At 68.1% G+C, this 17,353-nt stretch carries 20 protein-coding genes; 18 read left to right on the forward strand and 2 right to left on the reverse strand.

What is annotated here, in order from left to right; all coding sequences use genetic code 11:
- Positions 1–62: 62 nt before the first annotated feature.
- The 7 genes from QOL69_RS08120 to QOL69_RS08150 all read left to right on the forward strand — a co-directional run bounded on the left by QOL69_RS08120 (position 63) and on the right by QOL69_RS08150 (position 5,948).
- Complete coding sequence (locus QOL69_RS08120) at positions 63–2,165, forward strand: minichromosome maintenance protein MCM (protein ID WP_048077750.1); 2,103 nt, start codon at positions 63–65, stop codon at positions 2,163–2,165.
- Positions 2,166–2,459 carry a DUF7854 family protein gene (locus QOL69_RS08125; RefSeq protein ID WP_048077749.1) on the forward strand — a complete coding sequence of 98 codons (294 nt, stop codon included), beginning with the start codon at positions 2,166–2,168 and terminating at the stop codon, positions 2,457–2,459.
- Positions 2,460–2,559: 100 nt separating this feature from the next.
- Entirely contained in the window at positions 2,560–2,898 is a 339-nt protein-coding gene (locus QOL69_RS08130; RefSeq protein WP_283402774.1) for a DUF7855 family protein, read from the forward strand.
- The gene (locus QOL69_RS08135; RefSeq protein ID WP_283402775.1) at positions 2,895–3,761 is read left to right on the forward strand and encodes a DUF7856 family protein; all 867 of its coding nucleotides are present in this window, start codon (positions 2,895–2,897) and stop codon (positions 3,759–3,761) included. Before QOL69_RS08130 ends, QOL69_RS08135 begins: the two co-directional genes overlap by 4 nt.
- A gap of 24 nt (positions 3,762–3,785) precedes the next feature.
- Positions 3,786–4,547, forward strand: a complete 762-nt coding sequence (locus tag QOL69_RS08140) for a DUF7857 domain-containing protein (protein WP_283402776.1) — start codon at positions 3,786–3,788, stop codon at positions 4,545–4,547.
- Complete coding sequence (locus QOL69_RS08145; RefSeq protein WP_283402777.1) at positions 4,544–5,194, forward strand: nucleotide-binding protein; 651 nt, start codon at positions 4,544–4,546, stop codon at positions 5,192–5,194. Before QOL69_RS08140 ends, QOL69_RS08145 begins: the two co-directional genes overlap by 4 nt.
- A 91-nt stretch (positions 5,195–5,285) precedes the next feature.
- Complete coding sequence (locus QOL69_RS08150) at positions 5,286–5,948, forward strand: M48 family metalloprotease (protein ID WP_283402778.1); 663 nt, start codon at positions 5,286–5,288, stop codon at positions 5,946–5,948.
- A gap of 39 nt (positions 5,949–5,987) precedes the next feature.
- On the opposite strand, the gene QOL69_RS08155 is transcribed toward QOL69_RS08150, so the two are convergent.
- A complete protein-coding gene (locus QOL69_RS08155; RefSeq protein WP_283402779.1) occupies positions 5,988–6,293 on the reverse strand; it encodes a HalOD1 output domain-containing protein in 306 nt (101 codons plus the stop codon).
- Positions 6,294–6,415: 122 nt separating this feature from the next.
- On the opposite strand from QOL69_RS08155, the gene QOL69_RS08160 reads away from it, so the two are divergent.
- The 4 genes from QOL69_RS08160 to QOL69_RS08175 all read left to right on the forward strand — a co-directional run bounded on the left by QOL69_RS08160 (position 6,416) and on the right by QOL69_RS08175 (position 11,823).
- Positions 6,416–7,945: a phenylalanine--tRNA ligase subunit alpha gene (locus tag QOL69_RS08160; RefSeq protein ID WP_283402780.1), complete on the forward strand. Its 1,530-nt coding sequence runs from the start codon at positions 6,416–6,418 to the stop codon at positions 7,943–7,945.
- On the forward strand, positions 7,945–9,705 hold the full coding sequence (gene pheT, locus QOL69_RS08165) for a phenylalanine--tRNA ligase subunit beta (protein ID WP_283402781.1): 1,761 nt from the start codon (positions 7,945–7,947) through the stop codon (positions 9,703–9,705). Before QOL69_RS08160 ends, pheT begins: the two co-directional genes overlap by 1 nt.
- 119 nt (positions 9,706–9,824) lie before the next feature.
- On the forward strand, positions 9,825–9,980 hold the full coding sequence (locus QOL69_RS08170) for a hypothetical protein (RefSeq protein ID WP_154018120.1): 156 nt from the start codon (positions 9,825–9,827) through the stop codon (positions 9,978–9,980).
- A 148-nt stretch (positions 9,981–10,128) separates the two neighbouring features.
- Positions 10,129–11,823 (forward strand): bifunctional metallophosphatase/5'-nucleotidase, encoded by a 1,695-nt coding sequence (locus QOL69_RS08175; protein WP_283402782.1) that lies wholly within the window; start codon positions 10,129–10,131, stop codon positions 11,821–11,823.
- A gap of 33 nt (positions 11,824–11,856) precedes the next feature.
- Here QOL69_RS08175 and QOL69_RS08180 read toward each other — a convergent pair whose 3' ends face one another.
- Positions 11,857–12,861: a Gfo/Idh/MocA family protein gene (locus tag QOL69_RS08180; RefSeq protein WP_283402783.1), complete on the reverse strand. Its 1,005-nt coding sequence runs from the start codon at positions 12,859–12,861 to the stop codon at positions 11,857–11,859.
- Positions 12,862–12,967: 106 nt separating this feature from the next.
- Here QOL69_RS08180 and QOL69_RS08185 point away from each other — a divergent pair, with 106 nt between their 5' ends.
- The 7 genes from QOL69_RS08185 (at position 12,968) to QOL69_RS08215 (ending at position 17,117) form a co-directional block, all read left to right on the forward strand.
- Complete coding sequence (locus QOL69_RS08185) at positions 12,968–13,819, forward strand: SDR family oxidoreductase (protein ID WP_048077741.1); 852 nt, start codon at positions 12,968–12,970, stop codon at positions 13,817–13,819.
- A gap of 70 nt (positions 13,820–13,889) precedes the next feature.
- Positions 13,890–14,177, forward strand: coding sequence for a hypothetical protein (locus QOL69_RS08190; RefSeq protein WP_283402784.1), 288 nt, complete (start codon positions 13,890–13,892; stop codon positions 14,175–14,177).
- A 111-nt stretch (positions 14,178–14,288) separates the two neighbouring features.
- Positions 14,289–14,663 (forward strand): hypothetical protein, encoded by a 375-nt coding sequence (locus QOL69_RS08195; RefSeq protein ID WP_283402785.1) that lies wholly within the window; start codon positions 14,289–14,291, stop codon positions 14,661–14,663.
- Positions 14,664–14,708: 45 nt separating this feature from the next.
- Entirely contained in the window at positions 14,709–15,074 is a 366-nt protein-coding gene (locus QOL69_RS08200) for a DUF8062 family protein (protein ID WP_195155782.1), read from the forward strand.
- Positions 15,075–15,304: 230 nt separating this feature from the next.
- Entirely contained in the window at positions 15,305–15,754 is a 450-nt protein-coding gene (locus QOL69_RS08205) for a type IV pilin domain-containing protein (protein ID WP_283402786.1), read from the forward strand.
- A gap of 324 nt (positions 15,755–16,078) precedes the next feature.
- Positions 16,079–16,492, forward strand: coding sequence for a type IV pilin domain-containing protein (locus QOL69_RS08210; protein WP_283402787.1), 414 nt, complete (start codon positions 16,079–16,081; stop codon positions 16,490–16,492).
- A gap of 226 nt (positions 16,493–16,718) precedes the next feature.
- The gene (locus QOL69_RS08215; RefSeq protein ID WP_283402788.1) at positions 16,719–17,117 is read left to right on the forward strand and encodes a PD-(D/E)XK family putative nuclease; all 399 of its coding nucleotides are present in this window, start codon (positions 16,719–16,721) and stop codon (positions 17,115–17,117) included.
- Positions 17,118–17,353 lie beyond the last annotated feature (236 nt).

The raw sequence follows: 17,353 nt of genomic DNA on the forward strand, positions 1-17,353 counted from the left end.
CGAGCGACCACGTCCGCTCCGAACCGGAAGTTCATACGTGATGGCGACGAAGGGATGTCCGAATGGCTCAGGCCGGCACCCAAGACCTCACGGAGCGGTTCATCCAGTTCTATCGGAACTACTACCGCGAGGAGATCGGACAGCTCGCGCAGCGGTACCCCAACGAGCAGCGCTCGCTGTACGTCTCCTACGACGATCTCTTTCAGTTCGACCGCGACCTCGCCGAAGACTTTCTGAACAAGCCCGAACAGATGCGCGAGTACGCCGAGGAGGCGCTGCGGCTCTACGACCTCCCCGCCGACGTCAGCCTCGGCCGCGCACACGTGCGGGTCGAAGACCTCCCCGAGAGCGTCGACATCCGCGGCATTCGGGTCCACGACGACCACATCGGGAAGCTCGTTTCCGTTCAGGGGATCGTCCGCAAGGCGACCGACGTGCGCCCGAAGGTGACTGAGGCGGCCTTCGAGTGCCAGCGCTGCGGGACGATGACGTACATCCCGCAGAGCGACGGCGGCTTCCAAGAGCCTCACGAGTGTCAGGGCTGTGAGCGGCAGGGACCGTTCCGCGTCAACTTCGACCAGTCCGAGTTCGTCGACTCCCAGAAGCTCCGTATTCAGGAGTCGCCTGAGGGCCTTCGCGGCGGCGAGACGCCCCAGTCGCTCGACGTCGACATCGTCGACGACATCACCGGCGAGGTGAGCCCGGGCGACCACGTCACCTGCGTCGGCGTCCTCCACATCGAGCAGGTCGAACAGGGCAACGAGAAGTCCGCCATCTTCGATCTCTACATGGACGGCGTCTCCATTGCCATCGAGGACGAGGAGTTCGAGGACATGGACATCACCGAGGCGGACAAACGCGACATCATCGAGCTCTCCGAGCGCGACGACATCTACGAGGCGATGGTGGCCTCCATCGCCCCGGCCATCTACGGCTACGAGGAGGAGAAGCTCGCGATGATCCTCCAGCTATTCTCCGGCGTGACGAAGCACCTCCCCGACGGCTCCCGGATCCGCGGCGACCTCCACATGCTTCTTATCGGGGACCCCGGTACGGGGAAGAGCCAGATGATATCCTATATCAGACATATCGCGCCGCGGTCGGTTTACACCTCCGGTAAGGGCTCATCGTCGGCGGGGTTGACGGCTGCAGCTGTAAGAGATGACTTCGGCGACGGCCAGCAGTGGACGCTCGAAGCCGGCGCGCTGGTACTCGCAGACAAGGGGATCGCCGCGGTCGACGAGCTCGACAAGATGCGATCGGAGGATCGGTCGGCCATGCACCAGGCGCTCGAACAGCAGCGGATCAGCGTGAACAAAGCCGGTATCAACGCGACACTGAAGGCGCGCTGCTCCTTGCTCGGCGCGGCGAACCCCAAGTACGGCCGGTTCGACCAGTACGAGCCGATCGGCGAGCAGATCGACCTCGAACCCGCGCTGATCTCGCGGTTCGATCTGATCTTCACCGTGACGGACGATCCGGACCCCGAACACGACTCGCGGCTGGCCAAACACATCATCAACACGAACTACGCGGGCGAGCTCAACACCCAGCGCGAGGAGCTGACGACCTCGGAGTTCACGTCGGAGCAGGTGGCGGAGGTGACCGAAGAGGTCGCCCCGGAGATCGAGGCCGAGCTGTTACGGAAGTATATCGCCCACGCGAAACGAACGTGTTACCCGACGATGACGGAGGAGGCGAAGGAACTCATCGAAGAGTTCTACGTCGATCTCCGCTCGAAGGGGTCCGGCGAGGACGACCCCGTCCCAGTCACCGCTCGGAAGCTGGAGGCGATGGTACGGCTCGCCGAGGCCAGCGCGCGGGTGCGGCTCTCGGACACCGTCGAGCGCGAGGACGCCGACCGGGCGACCGACATCGTCGAGTCGTGTCTCAAAGACATCGGCGTCGACCCGGAGACGGGACAGTTCGACGCCGACGTGGTCGAGACGGGCACTTCGAAGAGCCAGCGCGACCGCATCAAGAACATCAAGGGACTCATCGCCGACATCGAAGAGGAGTACCAGGAGGGCGCGCCCGTCGACGAGGTGCTCGACCGCGCCGGCGAGATCGGGATGGACCCGGGGAAGGCCGAGCAGGAGATCGAGAAGCTCCGCACGAAAGGCGAGGTGTACGAGCCCAAGCAGGGCCACCTGCGGACGACGTAGATGGACCGGATCTCCGCGATACGGAACGTCGAGGACGCGCTCCGCGAGTTCGAGAACGGCGAGGCCGACCTCGCGGCCACGGAGCGACGCGTCGCGGCCGTGCTTCGAACGTACGCCACCGAGTTCGACGGCGACGACGACGTGTACCGCGCCGTCGGCGACAGTCCGGTCGACGGGACCGTGGTCGTTGCCCCCTCCGAGCCGGCCGCGCGCGAGCGCGTCCTCGCGGCGAGCGGGATCAGTGAGGACCCTGACGACGGCGATCAGCCCGATTTCGACGTCGAGCGGTTCTGATTATGAATCCCGACCGCCCGGAGGCGAATCCCGGTCGTTAGCGGAGACTGAAACCTTCCGGTTCGGAACGGCTAAATTCTGAGATCGATCAGCGGCTGGCGTGTTGTTGGTTGTGACGTATTCGGCGGCCGCCCGAACCGGCCTCCGAAATCTGTGTCGCCGCCACGAGTCGGTCGTCGCCCGGCGGTTCGGGCGAGCCGCGTTGTTCGACGAGACGGTGTACGCCGCGTTCCTCGCGCTGCGGCTGCGAGAGTCGCACGGTGGGGACGTCCAGATCGAGCGCACCGAGCCGTTCAACGAGTTCGTCGCCGTCGACGAGCCGGTGCGGGAGGCCGCCGCGGCCTACGCGGACCGGTCGACGAAGGCGACGCCGTACGCCGCCTTCGCGGCGGGGACGGACCACCCGGATCCGGACGCCATGCGCGGGCGGGAACTGTGACCGGGGCGAGGTCGACGCCGTCGGGGTCCGACCGCGAAGACGGGCGAGACGGGGAAAACGGGGGAGACGGGCCTCCCGGAGCGGGCGGGACGAACGGGTCCGCCACCGTCGAGGAGCGCCCGGAACCGAGCGCGGTGATCGGGCAGGTGCCCACCGACGCCGGGCTTCGACGCCAGCTCGCGGCGGCTGCGCGGTCGCGGGGGCAGACAGCGTCCGTGGCGGCCGAGATCGACGGGATCGAGTCGGAGCTCGCGTCGATCGAGATCGAACCGGTTGACCTGACCGCGGCGCGGCGGCGGGTGGCGGAGACGACGGGCGAGATCGAGCGACTGAAAGAGCGGGTCGCTGCGCTCCGCGGCGACGCCCGAGCGCGCCGCGCGGTCGACGCCGACGCGGACGCGGCGCTCGACGACTTAGAGACCGCGGCGGCCGAGCTGTCGGCCGCGCAGACCGAGGCGATCGCCGCCGAGCAGGCCCTCGAACGCGCGCGAGCCGAGGCCGCCCGTGCCCGCGACGAGCGCCGCCGACGGCTCCGGCTCCGCGACCGGCTCCGGAACCGCCGTCGCGCCGCCCGCCGCGAACTCTCGGAGGCGGTGTACCCGGCGTTCCGGCGGGCGCTCGCGGCCGTTCCGGGCGGCGATCCGGACGCGGCCGGATCGGAGCCGGACGCGTACGACGGCGACCCGGTCGCGGCGTCGCTCGCGGCGGTCAGGGTTGCGGCGCTCGACGTCCCGGTCGAACTGCGCGGCGACGCGGCGCGGGCGGTCGAGGCGGCGGACCGGAGCGCGAGATCGCTGCTCCGAACGGCGGAGGTTCGCGTGGAGGACGCCTCCGGCGGATCGTCGGGCCGTCCCGACGTTTAAGTGCGATTCCGCGGGATCCGGCGCATGGAACTGGACTGGTCCGTCGAGCGCGAGGGCGACGCGTCGCTCGTCGGGTTCCGGGTGCGAAACGACGGAGCGGTCCCGCGGCGGATCCGGATCGAGAGCCGACTGGACGCCCCGGTCCTCCCGCCGCGGCGGGGCGGCGTGGCCGCGGCCGGATGGGACGCGGCGGGGGTGACCGCGGTGATCGGTCCGGGCGACGAGGAGGCGTTCGGCTTCGCCGCGCTCGCGGACCGGGTCGAGCCGCCGGTCGAGGTCGCCGACGTCGAGTCGGTAGAGGCGGGCAAATCGGTTGACTGCGCGGCCGACGAGACGGGCGATTCTCCCGTGCGGGCGGCGCTGCGTGATCTCGACGACCATCGACCGCCGCGGCGCGCGGTCGATGGAGCCGGCGGAGCCGACGCGCAGCGGGACAACCACGGTCGCGACATCGAGGGCGTCGAACCGACGAGTGAGGAGAGGTCGGGCCGATCGTCGGGAGACGCAGAAACGACGCCAGACGAGGCGAAGCGCGACGCGGTCGACGCGTGGTTCGCGGCCGCGGAAGCCCGGATCGACCTAGCGGAACAGCTGACCGACGCCGACCTCGCGACGGCGACGGACGCCGTCGAGGAGGCCGGCGGCCTCGACGCGGTCGAGGGGCTCGACGAGCGCGTCGCGGCCGACGCCGAGCGCCTGCGGGCGATCCGCGACCGGGCCGCGGCGCTGGCGGAACGCGCCGAGGCGACCGATGTCCCGGCAGAGGCCCTGGAGGCTCTCGCGTGATCCTCGCGGTGGCGGGCGGGAAGGGCGGTGTCGGGAAGACGACGCTCGCGTACAACGTCGCCGCCGGACTCGACGGGGTCGTCGTCGACGCGGACCTCGGGATGGCAGACCTCCCGGACGGCCGCGGCCCGGACCTCCATGACGTGCTCGCCGGGGCGGCGGATCCGATCGAGACGGTCCGGTGCGGACCGGTCGACGTCGTCCCGTGCGGGCGGACGCTGGCCGGCGCGCGGGCGGCCGACCTGAGCCGCCTGTCGGAGGCGGTCGCCGCGGTCGAGCGCGAGTTCGGGACCGTCGTCCTCGACTGTCCCGCAGGGCGGCGCGCCGACGCCGGAGTGCCGCTGGCGGTCGCGGACGCCTGCCTGCTCGTCGTCTCGTCGCGGGCGTTCGCGCTGGCCGACGCGATCCGGACCCGAGAGCTTGCGCGCGAACTCGACGCCGGGCTGGTCGGCTGCGCGGTCAACCGCGTGACCGAACCGCCGCCGGTGGAACCGATCGGCGACGCCCTCGGCGCGCCGGTCGAGGTGGTGCCGGCCGATCCGCGCGTCGGCCGGTCGGTGGAAGCCGAGCGCCCGGTCGTCGACGCCGCGCCCGACAGCGAGGCCGCGGCGGCGGTCCGGTCGCTCGCGCGGCGCGTCCCGAAGTGAGCGGGGACGGGCGTGCGGCCGCGGTGGCGGTCCCCCGAGGCGCACCGCGACACCGGGCCTTTTTACTCCGGTCATCCCGTCGGCGAGAGCGATGATCAGGGTCGCGCTCGTTTTCGGCGTCGGCGTCGTCGGCGCGCTCGCGGTCGCCGTCGGACCGCTGTACGCGGCCGACCGTTACCGCGACCTCCGGGAGCCGACGGACGCGGAGCGCGCGCAGGTCGGGGCGCTGGCGGAGCCGAGCGGACTCGACGTCGACCGGATCGCGATCGAACATGCGGGCGACTCCCCCGGCCCGGCGGAGGTCGCCGTCCGCGGGCCGCCCCGTCGGCGGGTCCTGTTCCTCACCGAGGACGTGCTGGCGGACCTCGACGAGGACGTCGCGATCGGGCTGTTCGCGGCGGAGGCAGGGCGAGTGACGACGTACTACGCCGAGTTCCGCGCCGTCGCGGTCGGCGCGGTGCTGGGGCTGCTCGCGGCGGTCGTGACGACGCTCGTCCCGTTCGAATCCGGGTTCGCCGCCGTCATCGCCGTGGGGCTCGTCTCCTTCTGGGCCGGTCGCCGGGTCCAGTACGCGGCGGACGCGCGCGCGGCGGACGTGGTCGGTGCGGACCGGGTCGCGAACGCCTTCGAGCGCGTCGCGGAGCGCCGCGGGATCGAACCGGAGACCGGCGACTGGTCGACGTGGTTCGAGGTCCAGCCGCCGCTGGGCGACCGGATCGCGCGGCTCCGCGAACGCACCGGCGACGAGACGTAGCGGGGCGGAAGCGGCTCAGTTACTGGCGGGGAAAGCGGCTCAGTCCCGCGACCGTCGGGCGACGGCGGACTCGGGACCGACGCGGACGTCGTAGCCCGCGACGGTGAGCGAGACGTCGAGGTCGGCGTCGGACCGATCGGAGACGAGCGCGTTCAGCGCGTCGGGGTCGACGTGTTCGTACAATGCCACGCCCTCGTCGGACAGGTCGGCCGGCTCGACGCCGGCGAGGGCGGCGATCGCCTCGACGACGGCGAGACTGGGACTCGGCCCGCTCCCGCCGTGACGGACGCGGGCCGTTTCGGACATCGAACCAGGATCGTTCGGTTCGGGCGTTACGCTGCTCATACCTGCCCTCTCGGCGAACCGACACATAAAGCGAACGTTCAATTTATCAGAAATGAGTTCGTCTCGGCGGACCGGTCCCGGAACCGTTACCAACCAGCCGCACGCGTGTAGAGACAACTCGAATGCGACTCACGGAACGACAGCTCGCGGTCCTCGAAGCCGCGAGCGCGACGGACGAACGAACGGTAGCGGAGATCGGCGAGGAGACCGGCCTGAAACCGGAGACGGTCGCCGGTGCGGCCTTCGATCTCGCCGACGAGGGCCTCGTCGAGGTCGCGTCGGTGGCCGACGAGACCCTCGAACTCACCGACGAGGGGCGGAAGTACGTCGACGAGGGACTCCCCGAGACCCGGCTCTACCGCGCGGGTCTCGACGCGGGTGCCGACGCCGATCCGGTCTCGATGGGCGCGGTCATCGGCGACGCCGAGCTGGACGGTCCCGAGGTCGACATCGCGCTCGCGAACTTCGCGCGCAAGGGCTTCGGGAGCGTCGACGGCGGCGAACTCTCGATCGCCGCGGACGCCGACCCCGACGCCGACCCGGAGGCGACGGCGCTCGCGGCGCTCGCCGACGCCGGCGACGAGGGACTCGACGCGGGCGACCTCGGCGTCGAGGAGTCGGTGATTGACCGGCTCGATTCGCGGGGGCTGCTCGCGGTCGCGGAGTCGGTCACTCGGACGGTGACGCTCACCGACGACGGCGTCGACGCGCTGATGACCGGCGTGGAGGCGGCCGAGATGGTGGGCGCGCTCACGCCCGAACTGCTCGCCAGCGGCGAGTGGCGCGACGCCGAGTTCGCCGAGTACAACGTCGAGGCGGAGGCGGAGACGGCCCGCGGCGGCCGCAAACACGTCCTCCGCCGGACCGCGGACCGCGTGAAGGACGTGCTGGTCGGCATGGGGTTTCAGGAGATGGAGGGCCCCCACGCCGACGCCGACTTCTGGATCAACGACTGCCTGTTCATGCCGCAGGACCACCCGGCGCGGACCCACTGGGACCGGTTCGCGCTCGACGTGGACCCGATGGAGTCGATTCCGGACGAGCTGATCCGCCGCGTCGAGTCGGCGCACCGGGACGGCTGGGGCGAGGACGGCGACGGCTACCACTCACCGTGGTCCGAGGAGTTCGCCCGCGAGGTCGCTCTCCGCGGCCACACCACGTCGCTGTCGATGCGGTACCTCTCCGGGATTGCGGGCGCAGAACTGGAGCCGCCCCAGCGCTACTTCTCCGTCGAGAAGGTGTACCGCAACGACACGCTCGACCCGACGCATCTGCTTGAGTTCTTCCAGATCGAGGGGTGGGTGATGGCCGAGGACCTCTCCGTTCGCGACCTGATGGGTACCTTCGAGGAGTTCTACCGGCAGTTCGGGATCACGGACATCCGGTTCAAGCCGCACTACAACCCTTACACGGAGCCCTCGTTCGAGCTGTTCGGCGAACACCCGGAGACCGGCGAGGAGATCGAGATCGGTAACTCCGGCGTCTTCCGCGAGGAGGTCACCGGACCCCTCGGCGTCGACTGCGACGTGATGGCGTGGGGACTCGCCTTGGAGCGGCTCGCCATGCTCACCACCGGCGCGGAGGATATCCGCGACCTCCACGGGACCTTGGCCGATATCGACTTCCTGCGAAACGCGGAGGTGAGCTACTGATGCCCGTCGTCGACGTCGATCCCGACGAGCTCCGCGAACTCACCGGCCACGAGGACAAAGGCGACGAGGAGCTCAAGTCCGACCTGTTCGGACTCGGCTTGGAGTTCGAAGGCGAGACCGAGGCGGGGCAGTTCCAGTTCGAGTTCGCACCCGATCGGCTCGACCGGCTCTCCGTCGAAGGCGTCGCGCGCTCGCTGCGGTACCACTACGGCGACGCCCGCGGCGTCTACGTCCCGAGTACCAACGATCCGGAGTGGACCATCGAGGTCGACGAGTCGGTCCCCGACGAGCGCCCGTACGTCACCGGGGCCGTGGTGCGCGGGCTCGACCTCGACGAGGCGGCGCTGGAGTCGCTGATCCAGCTCCAAGAGAAGCTCCACGCGACGATGGGCCGCGGCCGCGCGAAGGGCGCGATCGGCATCCACGACCTCGCGATGGTGAAGGGCGCGCCGCTCCAGGAGGGCGCGGAGCCGTCGGTCACCTACCGCGGCGTCGACCCCGACGGCGACGCGTTCGTCCCGCTCGACTCCAACGACGAGCTGACCCCGGCTGAGGTCCTGACGGAACATGGCACCGGCGAGACGTACGCCGACCTCGTCACGGATTTGGACCGCTATCCGGCGATCTACGACGAACTCGGTCTCTTCTCGTTCCCGCCCGTCATCAACGGGAAGCGGACCGAGGTGACGACCGGCTCCCGCGAGCTGTTCGTCGAGCTCACCGGGACCGACCAGTGGACGATAGACCGGATGTGCAACATCATCTGTTACGCCCTCTCGGCCCGCGGCGCGACGATCGAGGAGGTCGAGGTGAACTACGCCGACGGCGCGACGTACCCGGACGAGTACGGCTCCGAGCTGGTCCGCCCGAACCTCGACACCGACGAGAAGACAGTGGGCCACGACCGGATCGAGACGCTCCTCGGCGTCGACTTCGAGCCGGAGGAGGTCGTCGACTGCTTCGAGCGCGCCGGGCTGGACGCCTCCTACACGCTCGACGAAGACGTGCGCTACGAGGTCGAGATCCCCCCGTACCGCGTCGACGTACTCCACCCGCTCGACCTGGTCGACGACGTGGGGCGCGCGTACGGCTTCGACAACCTGGAGCCGCGCTACCCCGACGTGGGCACCGTCGGCGGGCGTCACGAGCGCTCGCGACTGGAGGATGCGGTCCGGACCAGCCTCGTCGGGCTGGGGTTCGAGGACCTGCTGAACTTCCACATGACGAGCGGGACGGAGAACTACGAGCGGATGCGCGTGGAGCCGGGGACCGGCGGCGCGGCGGTCGACGGCACCGGCGTCTTCGGCGGCGGCGACCCGGTCGAGATCACGGAGCCGTACAGCGAGGAGTACACCCAGCTTCGCACCTGGTCGCTCCCGTCGCTCGTGATGCTGTTGGAGCGGAACACCCACAACGCCTACCCGCAGGACGTCGCCGAGGTCGGCTTCGTCGCCGAGCGCGACGACGACGCGGACACGAACGTCGCCGAGTCCCGGCACGTCGCCGGCGCGGTCGCCCGCCGCGACGCCTCCTACGAGGCCGCGAAGGGCCGCCTTCAGGCGCTCTGTAACGACTTCGACGCCGACTTGGAGACGCCGCGGACCGAACACCCCTCGTTCATCGGGGGGCGCGCCGCCGACGTGGTGATCGACGGCGAGCGCGTCGGCGTGATCGGTGAACTCCACCCCGCGGTACTGGTCGAACACGACCTCGAAGTGCCGGTCGCCGCCTTCGAGTTCGCCCTCGACGCGCTGCGGTAGACAGCGAAGCGGGCCGTGCGCCCGACCGCGAAACTTCCGATCCGGCGTTTCTGTAACGAATTATCACAGATACGGTCGCGAGCAGAAGACCTATATCCGTCTTGGCGTAGTGCCCCGGCATGAACTGTGAGAGATGCGGTGTCGACGCCGCGCTGATCCACCGAGACGTCGATGGCTTCGCGTACTACCTGTGTGATGCCTGTGTCAGCGGGTGGGACGCGGTGCGGTCCCCGTCGCTGGACTCCGGCGACGAGACCCGCTCGACGGCGCGGTAGGCCGGACGGGCTCCGGGACACACCCCGCGGGTCGACTCCGGGGACCGACCCCGGCGAGCCGATCGCTTTGGATGACTCGTCGCGATAGTGTCGGGTTCGGCCGCCGCTCTCGCCAATATATTTCCGGGTGTAGTTCTAACGAAAATTCATGCCCGATAACAGCCAGTGGTACTCGCGGCGTCGGACGCTGAAGGCGATCGGGGCGGGCGGCTTGGCCGTCCCGCTCGCCGGTTGTAACGGTACCGACGACGACGGATCGGCGGACGGCGGCGACGGGGAGGGCGACGGCGGTGACGGCGACGCGGACGAGCCGAGCGCGGACGACGCGGCGTCGTCGGCCAGCGGAACGGTGACGATCATCCACGACACGCACCTCCAAGGCCGGTACGGGAGCCTCGACGAGCCGGCGAACGTCGCCAACTACGTCGGGCTGATAGACCGGCTCGGCGAGGAGTATCCCGACGCGCTGCGGGTGGGCGTGGGCGACGACCTCGCGTCGTCGGTGCTGTCGTCGGTGTTCGACGGCGAACACATCGTCGACGCGCTCAACGCCGCCGACCTGGACTACGACGGCTTCGGCAACCACGACTTCGACATGGGACCGGACACGTTCCGCGCGCAGGTCGCGAACAGCGAGTTCCCGTGGCTCTGTGCCAACTGTCTCGACGGTCGGACCGGCGAGGTCTTCGCCGCCGAGGAGGGGGCGATGCGCTACGCGCTCACCGAGGTCGACGGCGTCACCGTCGGACTCACCGGGATCCTCACCGAGGAGGCACCGAACGTCGCGTCGATGGGCGAGAACGCCGAGGTGACGGACCCGGCGGCGGCGCTTCAGGAGGTCGTCCCACGGATGCGCGAGGAGGGGGCCGACGCGGTCGTCGTCCTCTCGCACGTCGCCAGCCCGGTCGTCGAGTCGGAGGTGGCACCGGCCGTCGACGGCGTCGACGCGTACGTCGGCGACCACGCCGCCCGGACGTACGAGACGCCGAACGTCGTCAACGGGAGTCTCGTCTCCGTCGTCGGCGACGAGTTCGAACACCTCGCCGAACTCCACCTCGAAGTCGAGGCGGGCGAGGTCACCGGCCACGAGTTCACCCGTCACGCCACCGCCGAGGCAGTCGGGCGCGGGCTCGAACCGAACGACGAGGTCGTCGGACTCGTCGAGGAGTACCGGAGCCGGCTCGACGACGCGGTCGGAGAGGAGATCGGTCGCACGGAGACGACGCTCGACTGCCGGGAGCCGGTCGTTCGCCGCGAGGAGTCGAACATGGGGAACTTCATCGCCGACGCGATGCGCGACGACACCGGGGCCGACGTCGCGGTTCAGAACGGCGGGAGCATCCGGACCGATACCCGGTACGAGCCGGGACCGATCACGCGGCGCGACGTGGTGAACGTCCTACCCTTCGGCAACGAGGTGACCGTCTTAGAGGTGTCCGGCGAGACGCTGCGGGCCGTCCTCGAAAACGGCGTCAGCGAGGTGGAGCGTCTCTCTGGACGCTTCCCGCAGGTCTCCGGTCTCCGATACGCCTACGACCCCACCAACGATCGGGGCGAGCGGATCGTCGACGCCAGCCTCGGCGGCGAGCCGATAGACCCCGAGGCGACGTACACGATGGCGACGAACAACTTCATCGCCGACGGCGGCGACGGCTACGAGATGCTCACCGACGCGCCGCGAGTCCTGACGCCCGGGAACGGACCGGTGTTGTCGAGCCTGATCGCCCGACGGATCGAGGCGAACTCCCCGATCGCGCCCGAGGTGACGGGCCGGGTCACCGTTCGGAACCCACCGTGGGAGCCGCTCGTCGAGGCGTCGAGCGCGCTCGTCGGACGACTGTAACAGGCCGAAACGGGGCGTGCGGTCGAGCGCGACTCAGCAGTCGACCGGGCCGCCGTCGGCGGCGCTCTCGGCGAGCGCGTCGATGATCCGCGTGTTTGCGATCGCCTCGCTCCCGTCGGTCAGCGGAGCGGTCCCGTCGGCGACGCGGTCGGCGAAGTGCTCGATCTGGAGTCGGTACTGGTCGACCGCGGGGAACGTCTCGACGCCGCGTCGGCCGTCGATCTCGTAGGTCAGTTCCACCGCCTCGTTGGTCGGGGCGTCGAAGGCCCGCTCGACCTCGATCCAGCCGTTCGTCGCGTCGATCCGGTACCGCTGGACGAGCTGCGTGTCGAACCCGCAGGCGACCCGCGCCGACCGACCGTCGTCGTACGCCAGCACGCCCGCGAGTTCGGTGTCGACGCCGGCGTCCCGGGTGTCGCCGGTGTGGGCGTACACGTGGTCGGGGGTGCCGAGTACCGTCCGGGCCAGCGAGACGGGGTAGCAGCCGACGTCCATCAGTGAGCCGCCGGCGAGGTCGGGATTGAGCCGGACGTCGTCCGGGCGGTCGTACAGCGGGAACCGGAAGGCCGCGGTCACCGTGCGGACGTCGTCGAGTTCGGTCGCCGCGAGCGCGACGGCGCGCTCGGTGCGGGGGTGATACCGGTACATGAACGCCTCCATCAGGGTGACGCCACGCTCGTCGCAGCGGTCGACGGCCGCCCGCGCCTCGTCGGCGTCGGCGGCCAGCGGCTTCTCACAGAGGACGTCCAGCCCGGCGTCCGCGGCGCGTTTCGTCCACTCGGCGTGGCGTCCGTTCGGGAGCGGGACGTACACCGCATCGAGCGCGTCGTCTCCGAGCAAGGCCTCGTAGGAGCCGTAGCTGCGGGGGATCGCGTTCTCGGCCGCGAACCGCTCCGCGCGGTCGACGTCCCGGGACGCCACCGCGCCGACGGAGTGGTCGCTCGCGGCGATCGCCGGGATCACCGCGTCGCGGGCGATCCCCGCGGTGCCGAGGACGCCGAATTCGAGTCGGTCTGCCGCAGTCGCCGGAGTGCTCATGAGCGGTGCGACGCACCCCCCTGTCAAGTGGTTTGCGCCCGACGGGCGCGTCGCGGGGCCGCGCTCGGACACCGGGAATTATGGTTCGGTCGACCGATCCGAGGGCATGGCACTCGCAGCGCCCGACCTCTCGGGTTCGACGGCGTTCATCACGGGGACGACTCGCGGCATCGGAAAGCAGATCGCGCTCGCGCTCGCCGACCACGGCTGTGACGTCGTCTCGACGGGGAAGACGACCGACGAGGACGACACCGAGCTGGAGGGGTCGATCGAGCAGACGGCCCGCGAGGTGCGCGAGCGCGGGGCCGAGGCGCTCGCGTGCGAACTCGACCTCCGCGACGAGGACCGCGTGGAGGCGGTCGTCGAGGAGGCGATCGATCACTTCGGAGAGATCGACATCGTGATCAACAACGCGAGCGCCATCCAGCTGGCGAACGTCGCCGACCTGCCGGCCGACCGGTTCGACCTGCTGACCGACGTGAACGTCCGCGGCAGCCACCTCGTCGCGCACGCGTTCGCGGACCACCTCGCGGAGCGCGACGGGGCGTGGCTCCTGTCGAACTCGCCGCCGGTCGTGACCGACCGCTCGCCGGGGAAAGCGCCGTACGCGTGGTCGAAGCTCGGGATGTCGTTCATCACGCTCTCGCTCGCCGAGGAGCTGGGTAGCGACGACGTCGGCTGTAACACGTTCTGGCCCGTGACGACCATCGACACCCGCGCGACCCGCTACTTCGGACTCGGGACCGAGGACGACTGGCGCACTCCAGAGATCGTCTCCGACGCGGTGCTGGAGATCCTCGCGCGCGACCCGGCGGAGTGTACGGGCAACAGCTTCTACGACGAGGAGCTGCTCCGCGAGGCGGGCGTGGCCGACTTCGCTGCGTACAACCTCACCGACGGCGACCCGGCACCGATGTCGGCGCGCATGTTCGACACCGAGTTCGAACGCGAGGCGTGAGCGTCTCCGTCGAGGTGCGGCCTCGACGCGGTCGGACAGGACTGATACGGCCGCACGACCTTCGGGACGTATGGCGACGACGTGCGCGCTCTGTCGTCGTGTCGTTCCGGACGGGCGAATCGACGACCCGCAGGTCGTCCAAGAACACCATCTCCGGCCGGAAGAGCGGGCGACCAGCCCTACGGTAATGCTCTGTCGGCCGTGTCACGACCAGGTCCACGCGCTATTCACCAACGCCGAGCTGCGGGAGACGTACGACACCGTCGAGGCGCTCCGGGGATACCTCGATTGGATCCGCGGAACGGAGAAGCTCGACATCGACGTCACGACGAGCGACCGCGTTCGGGACCGACGCTGAATCGGTCGGACGGCCGGGAGCGTCGCGGGCGTCGCGGGCGTCGCGGTTCACGGCGGCGGCGGACCGTCGGGCGAAACGCACTTGATCGCGCGTCCCGTGGATCGCGTACGAATGCCTTCTCGCAGCGCGGAGCTGGTGATCGAGACGTGGCAGGTCCGCGAGCGTTCCCTCCCCCGCGTGCCGCCGGACGGGTGGGAGACGATCGACCGGCTCCGCGAGGCGGTGTGTCTCGCGGTGGCGTGTGCGGTCGAGGGCGTCGAGGACATCGAGCCGTTCGAGGGGCCGGCCGCGGAACGCGAGCGGTTCGAAGCGACGGTGACCGCGGACTCGATCGGCCACGAACACGTCCGGATCGCGAGCCCGACTTCGGCGGGATCGTCGACGGACGACGGGGCTGATCCGTCGGAGCTCTCGGACGCGCGCGGGGAGGGCTTCGACGAGACGACCGAGCAGTTCGACCTCGACGACGCCCTCGACCGGTTGTAGGCACCGGCCTCGTCGCCGCGTCGAACCGCGGAGGGCGGCGTTCAAATGGCCGCAGAGCGAAGCGGACGCGTGACGGACGATTCGGCTCCCGACGACAGACCGGAGGTACCGACCGTCTCGTGTGCTCGCTGTGACCGCGAGTGGGACCTCGACCGCGAGCTCGACGAGATTCCGCCGGGCGGCCACGCGATAGAGCAGTTCGCGCTCGACCACGAGCGCCACACCGGCCACTACCCGGACGACGTGACGCCGTGGACCGTCCGGTGTCGACGCTGCCCCGACGGCGAGCGGTTCCTCTCGGAGCGGCCCGCGCGACGCTGGGCGGAGACGCACGCGCGACACACGCGCCACACCGTCGATATCGAAGCGCCGACCGGCGACGACGGCGTCGTCACCGCGTCCGACGAGTGACCGCGGGAGGCGTCCGGATCGGCGTCGAATCCGAGACGGGACGGGAGGGTGGGGTGACGGGCGTCGGTCCGATTTTCCCCGTTGATATCCGCGGCAGTAAGTTCATAAAGGGAATCGTCCTCTCCACGAGCAACCAGCAACCGATCTGAACGGGTGCGAGGTTGTCTTCGGCGTCGACGATGCCGGCCGGGTATCTCGACATCCCGCTCCTTGGACGCTGGGTTCAAATTATGAAACCAAGCAACCAGTCGAACGCGGACGACAGGGCAGTGAGTCCCGTTATCGGCGTCATCCTCATGGTCGCGATCACCGTCATTCTGGCGGCCGTTATCGGGACGTTCGTGCTCGGACTCGGCGATCAGTTAGGCGACACCGCGCCGCAGGCGAGTTTCACCGTGGACGAAGTGACAGTGAACGAGACATCCAACGAGGTAAACGTCAGCATCACGAAGACGGGCGGTCAGGACTTGGATCCGAACCAGATCACGGTTTCCATTGACGGCACCAGAAGCGGAACCGTCGCAGAGGGGTCCGATGTAACAGACACGTGGCAGAGCGGGACCACAGCGGTCGTGGGACCGATCGGCGAAGGCTACGAGAGCGATGACACGGTGGAAGTCAGGCTCATCCACGATCCCAGCGGGAACGCGATATTCGAGGATACGGCAACGGTCAGCTGAAGCCCCAAAGTAGCGTTCAACCGTTCTTTTCGAATTTTTGAATGTGGGTCGACAGCGTTACCGACCCGTCTACTTCGACACACACAATTAATGTTCATGGGAAGGAAAAAGCCGTAGATACCGTAGATCAGAAGATAAACTAACTATTTTAGTCCTATAGCCAAGTTTCTCCGTTGATATTCACGCCAGTAAGTACATAAGGTAGTCCGGCGTATACAGTAGTAACCAGCAACCGATCCGAACGGACTCGGGTCGACTCCGGCGTCGATAGCGGCGCCCGAGTCGTCCGGGGTCTCGTTCGGCGGTGGCCGCTGGGTTCAAACTATGAAACCAAGCAACCAATCCAACGCAGAAGACAGGGCAGTGAGTCCCGTCATCGGCGTTATCCTCATGGTCGCGATTACCGTCATCCTGGCGGCCGTTATCGGGACGTTCGTTCTCGGACTCGGCGATCAGTTAGGTGACACCGCGCCGCAGGCGAGCTTCACAATCGACGGGAACAACACAGAGTACATCAATATAACCAAGACTGGCGGTCAGTCGATTAATGGAGACGATCTCGCGCTGTCCGTAGACGGTGAGAGGGTCAATGAATCCATTGGCGGTAACCCTTGGCAGACCGGACAACAAAAGCAGATCACTGGGACCGGCGACTGGCCCGATGGCGAAGCAGTAGTTCGGATCATCCACGATCCGAGTGGGAACGCGATCTTCGAGCAGACCTACGACTTCAGCTAATCGCGTAGCTGATTCATTTTTACTGCGGTTTTCTTTCCTATTCGCGACCAGAACACAAGGAGATAGCTGTTTAGCCACCGGATTGTCGTTAGATCTGACTCGCTACGAGCTTCGCAGATGTCTCTTCCGACTGAATTAGGTGGCGAGCGCGACAGAGGTTCTGTCGAGAATTACTCGACGAGTGAGATCGCCGCATCGATCAACCGCAACCCAAACGAGAATCGCCGTGAGCTACGACCCGGCGATCGTCGGTCGGTACGGGAAGCTCGTCGAGCTGTGGCCGACCGACCATTACCCGCTGACGCTCAACTACTCGGTCGTGGACGGGCTGAAGTTCGACGCGACGGACCGCGACGGTCGGCCGTGGGACGTGAAGGGGTCGATGGTCAATGGCGTCCGGCCGACGTTCAAGTTCTGGGAGGACCAGCACGAGGTTCTCAGTGATTCTAACGGCGGATATGCGCTTGTGTGGTATCAAGCAGAGGGACGAAAGATTACGGTAGTGTCGTCACGCACGGTTCTTGCTCGGGATCTGGATATCTCTAACTGGACAAATCCCGGTGAAACGCATTATCGGAGTCACTCGCGGGAGGCGCAGATTCTGGCGAACCAACTTCGACAATAGAATCAAGTCAAGAGTTTTCAATAAAATAATTACTCAGTGTTTAACTCATCAACACTAGTTGTACTACTCTCTTCTTGTTGGATTATAAGTATCGCAGTAAATATAGAAGTAAGAACAGCGATAGCCAATATTATCGCCGAAATCAAATCTGCTGTCTGAATTATGAACAACAATATTGAGCAGGAGGATATTATTATTCCAGATGATAAACAGGCAAGAGCACGATCCAGCCAGTC

The sequence above is a fragment of the Halorubrum sp. DM2 genome (genome assembly GCF_901686465.1).
Lineage (GTDB): Archaea > Halobacteriota > Halobacteria > Halobacteriales > Haloferacaceae > Halorubrum.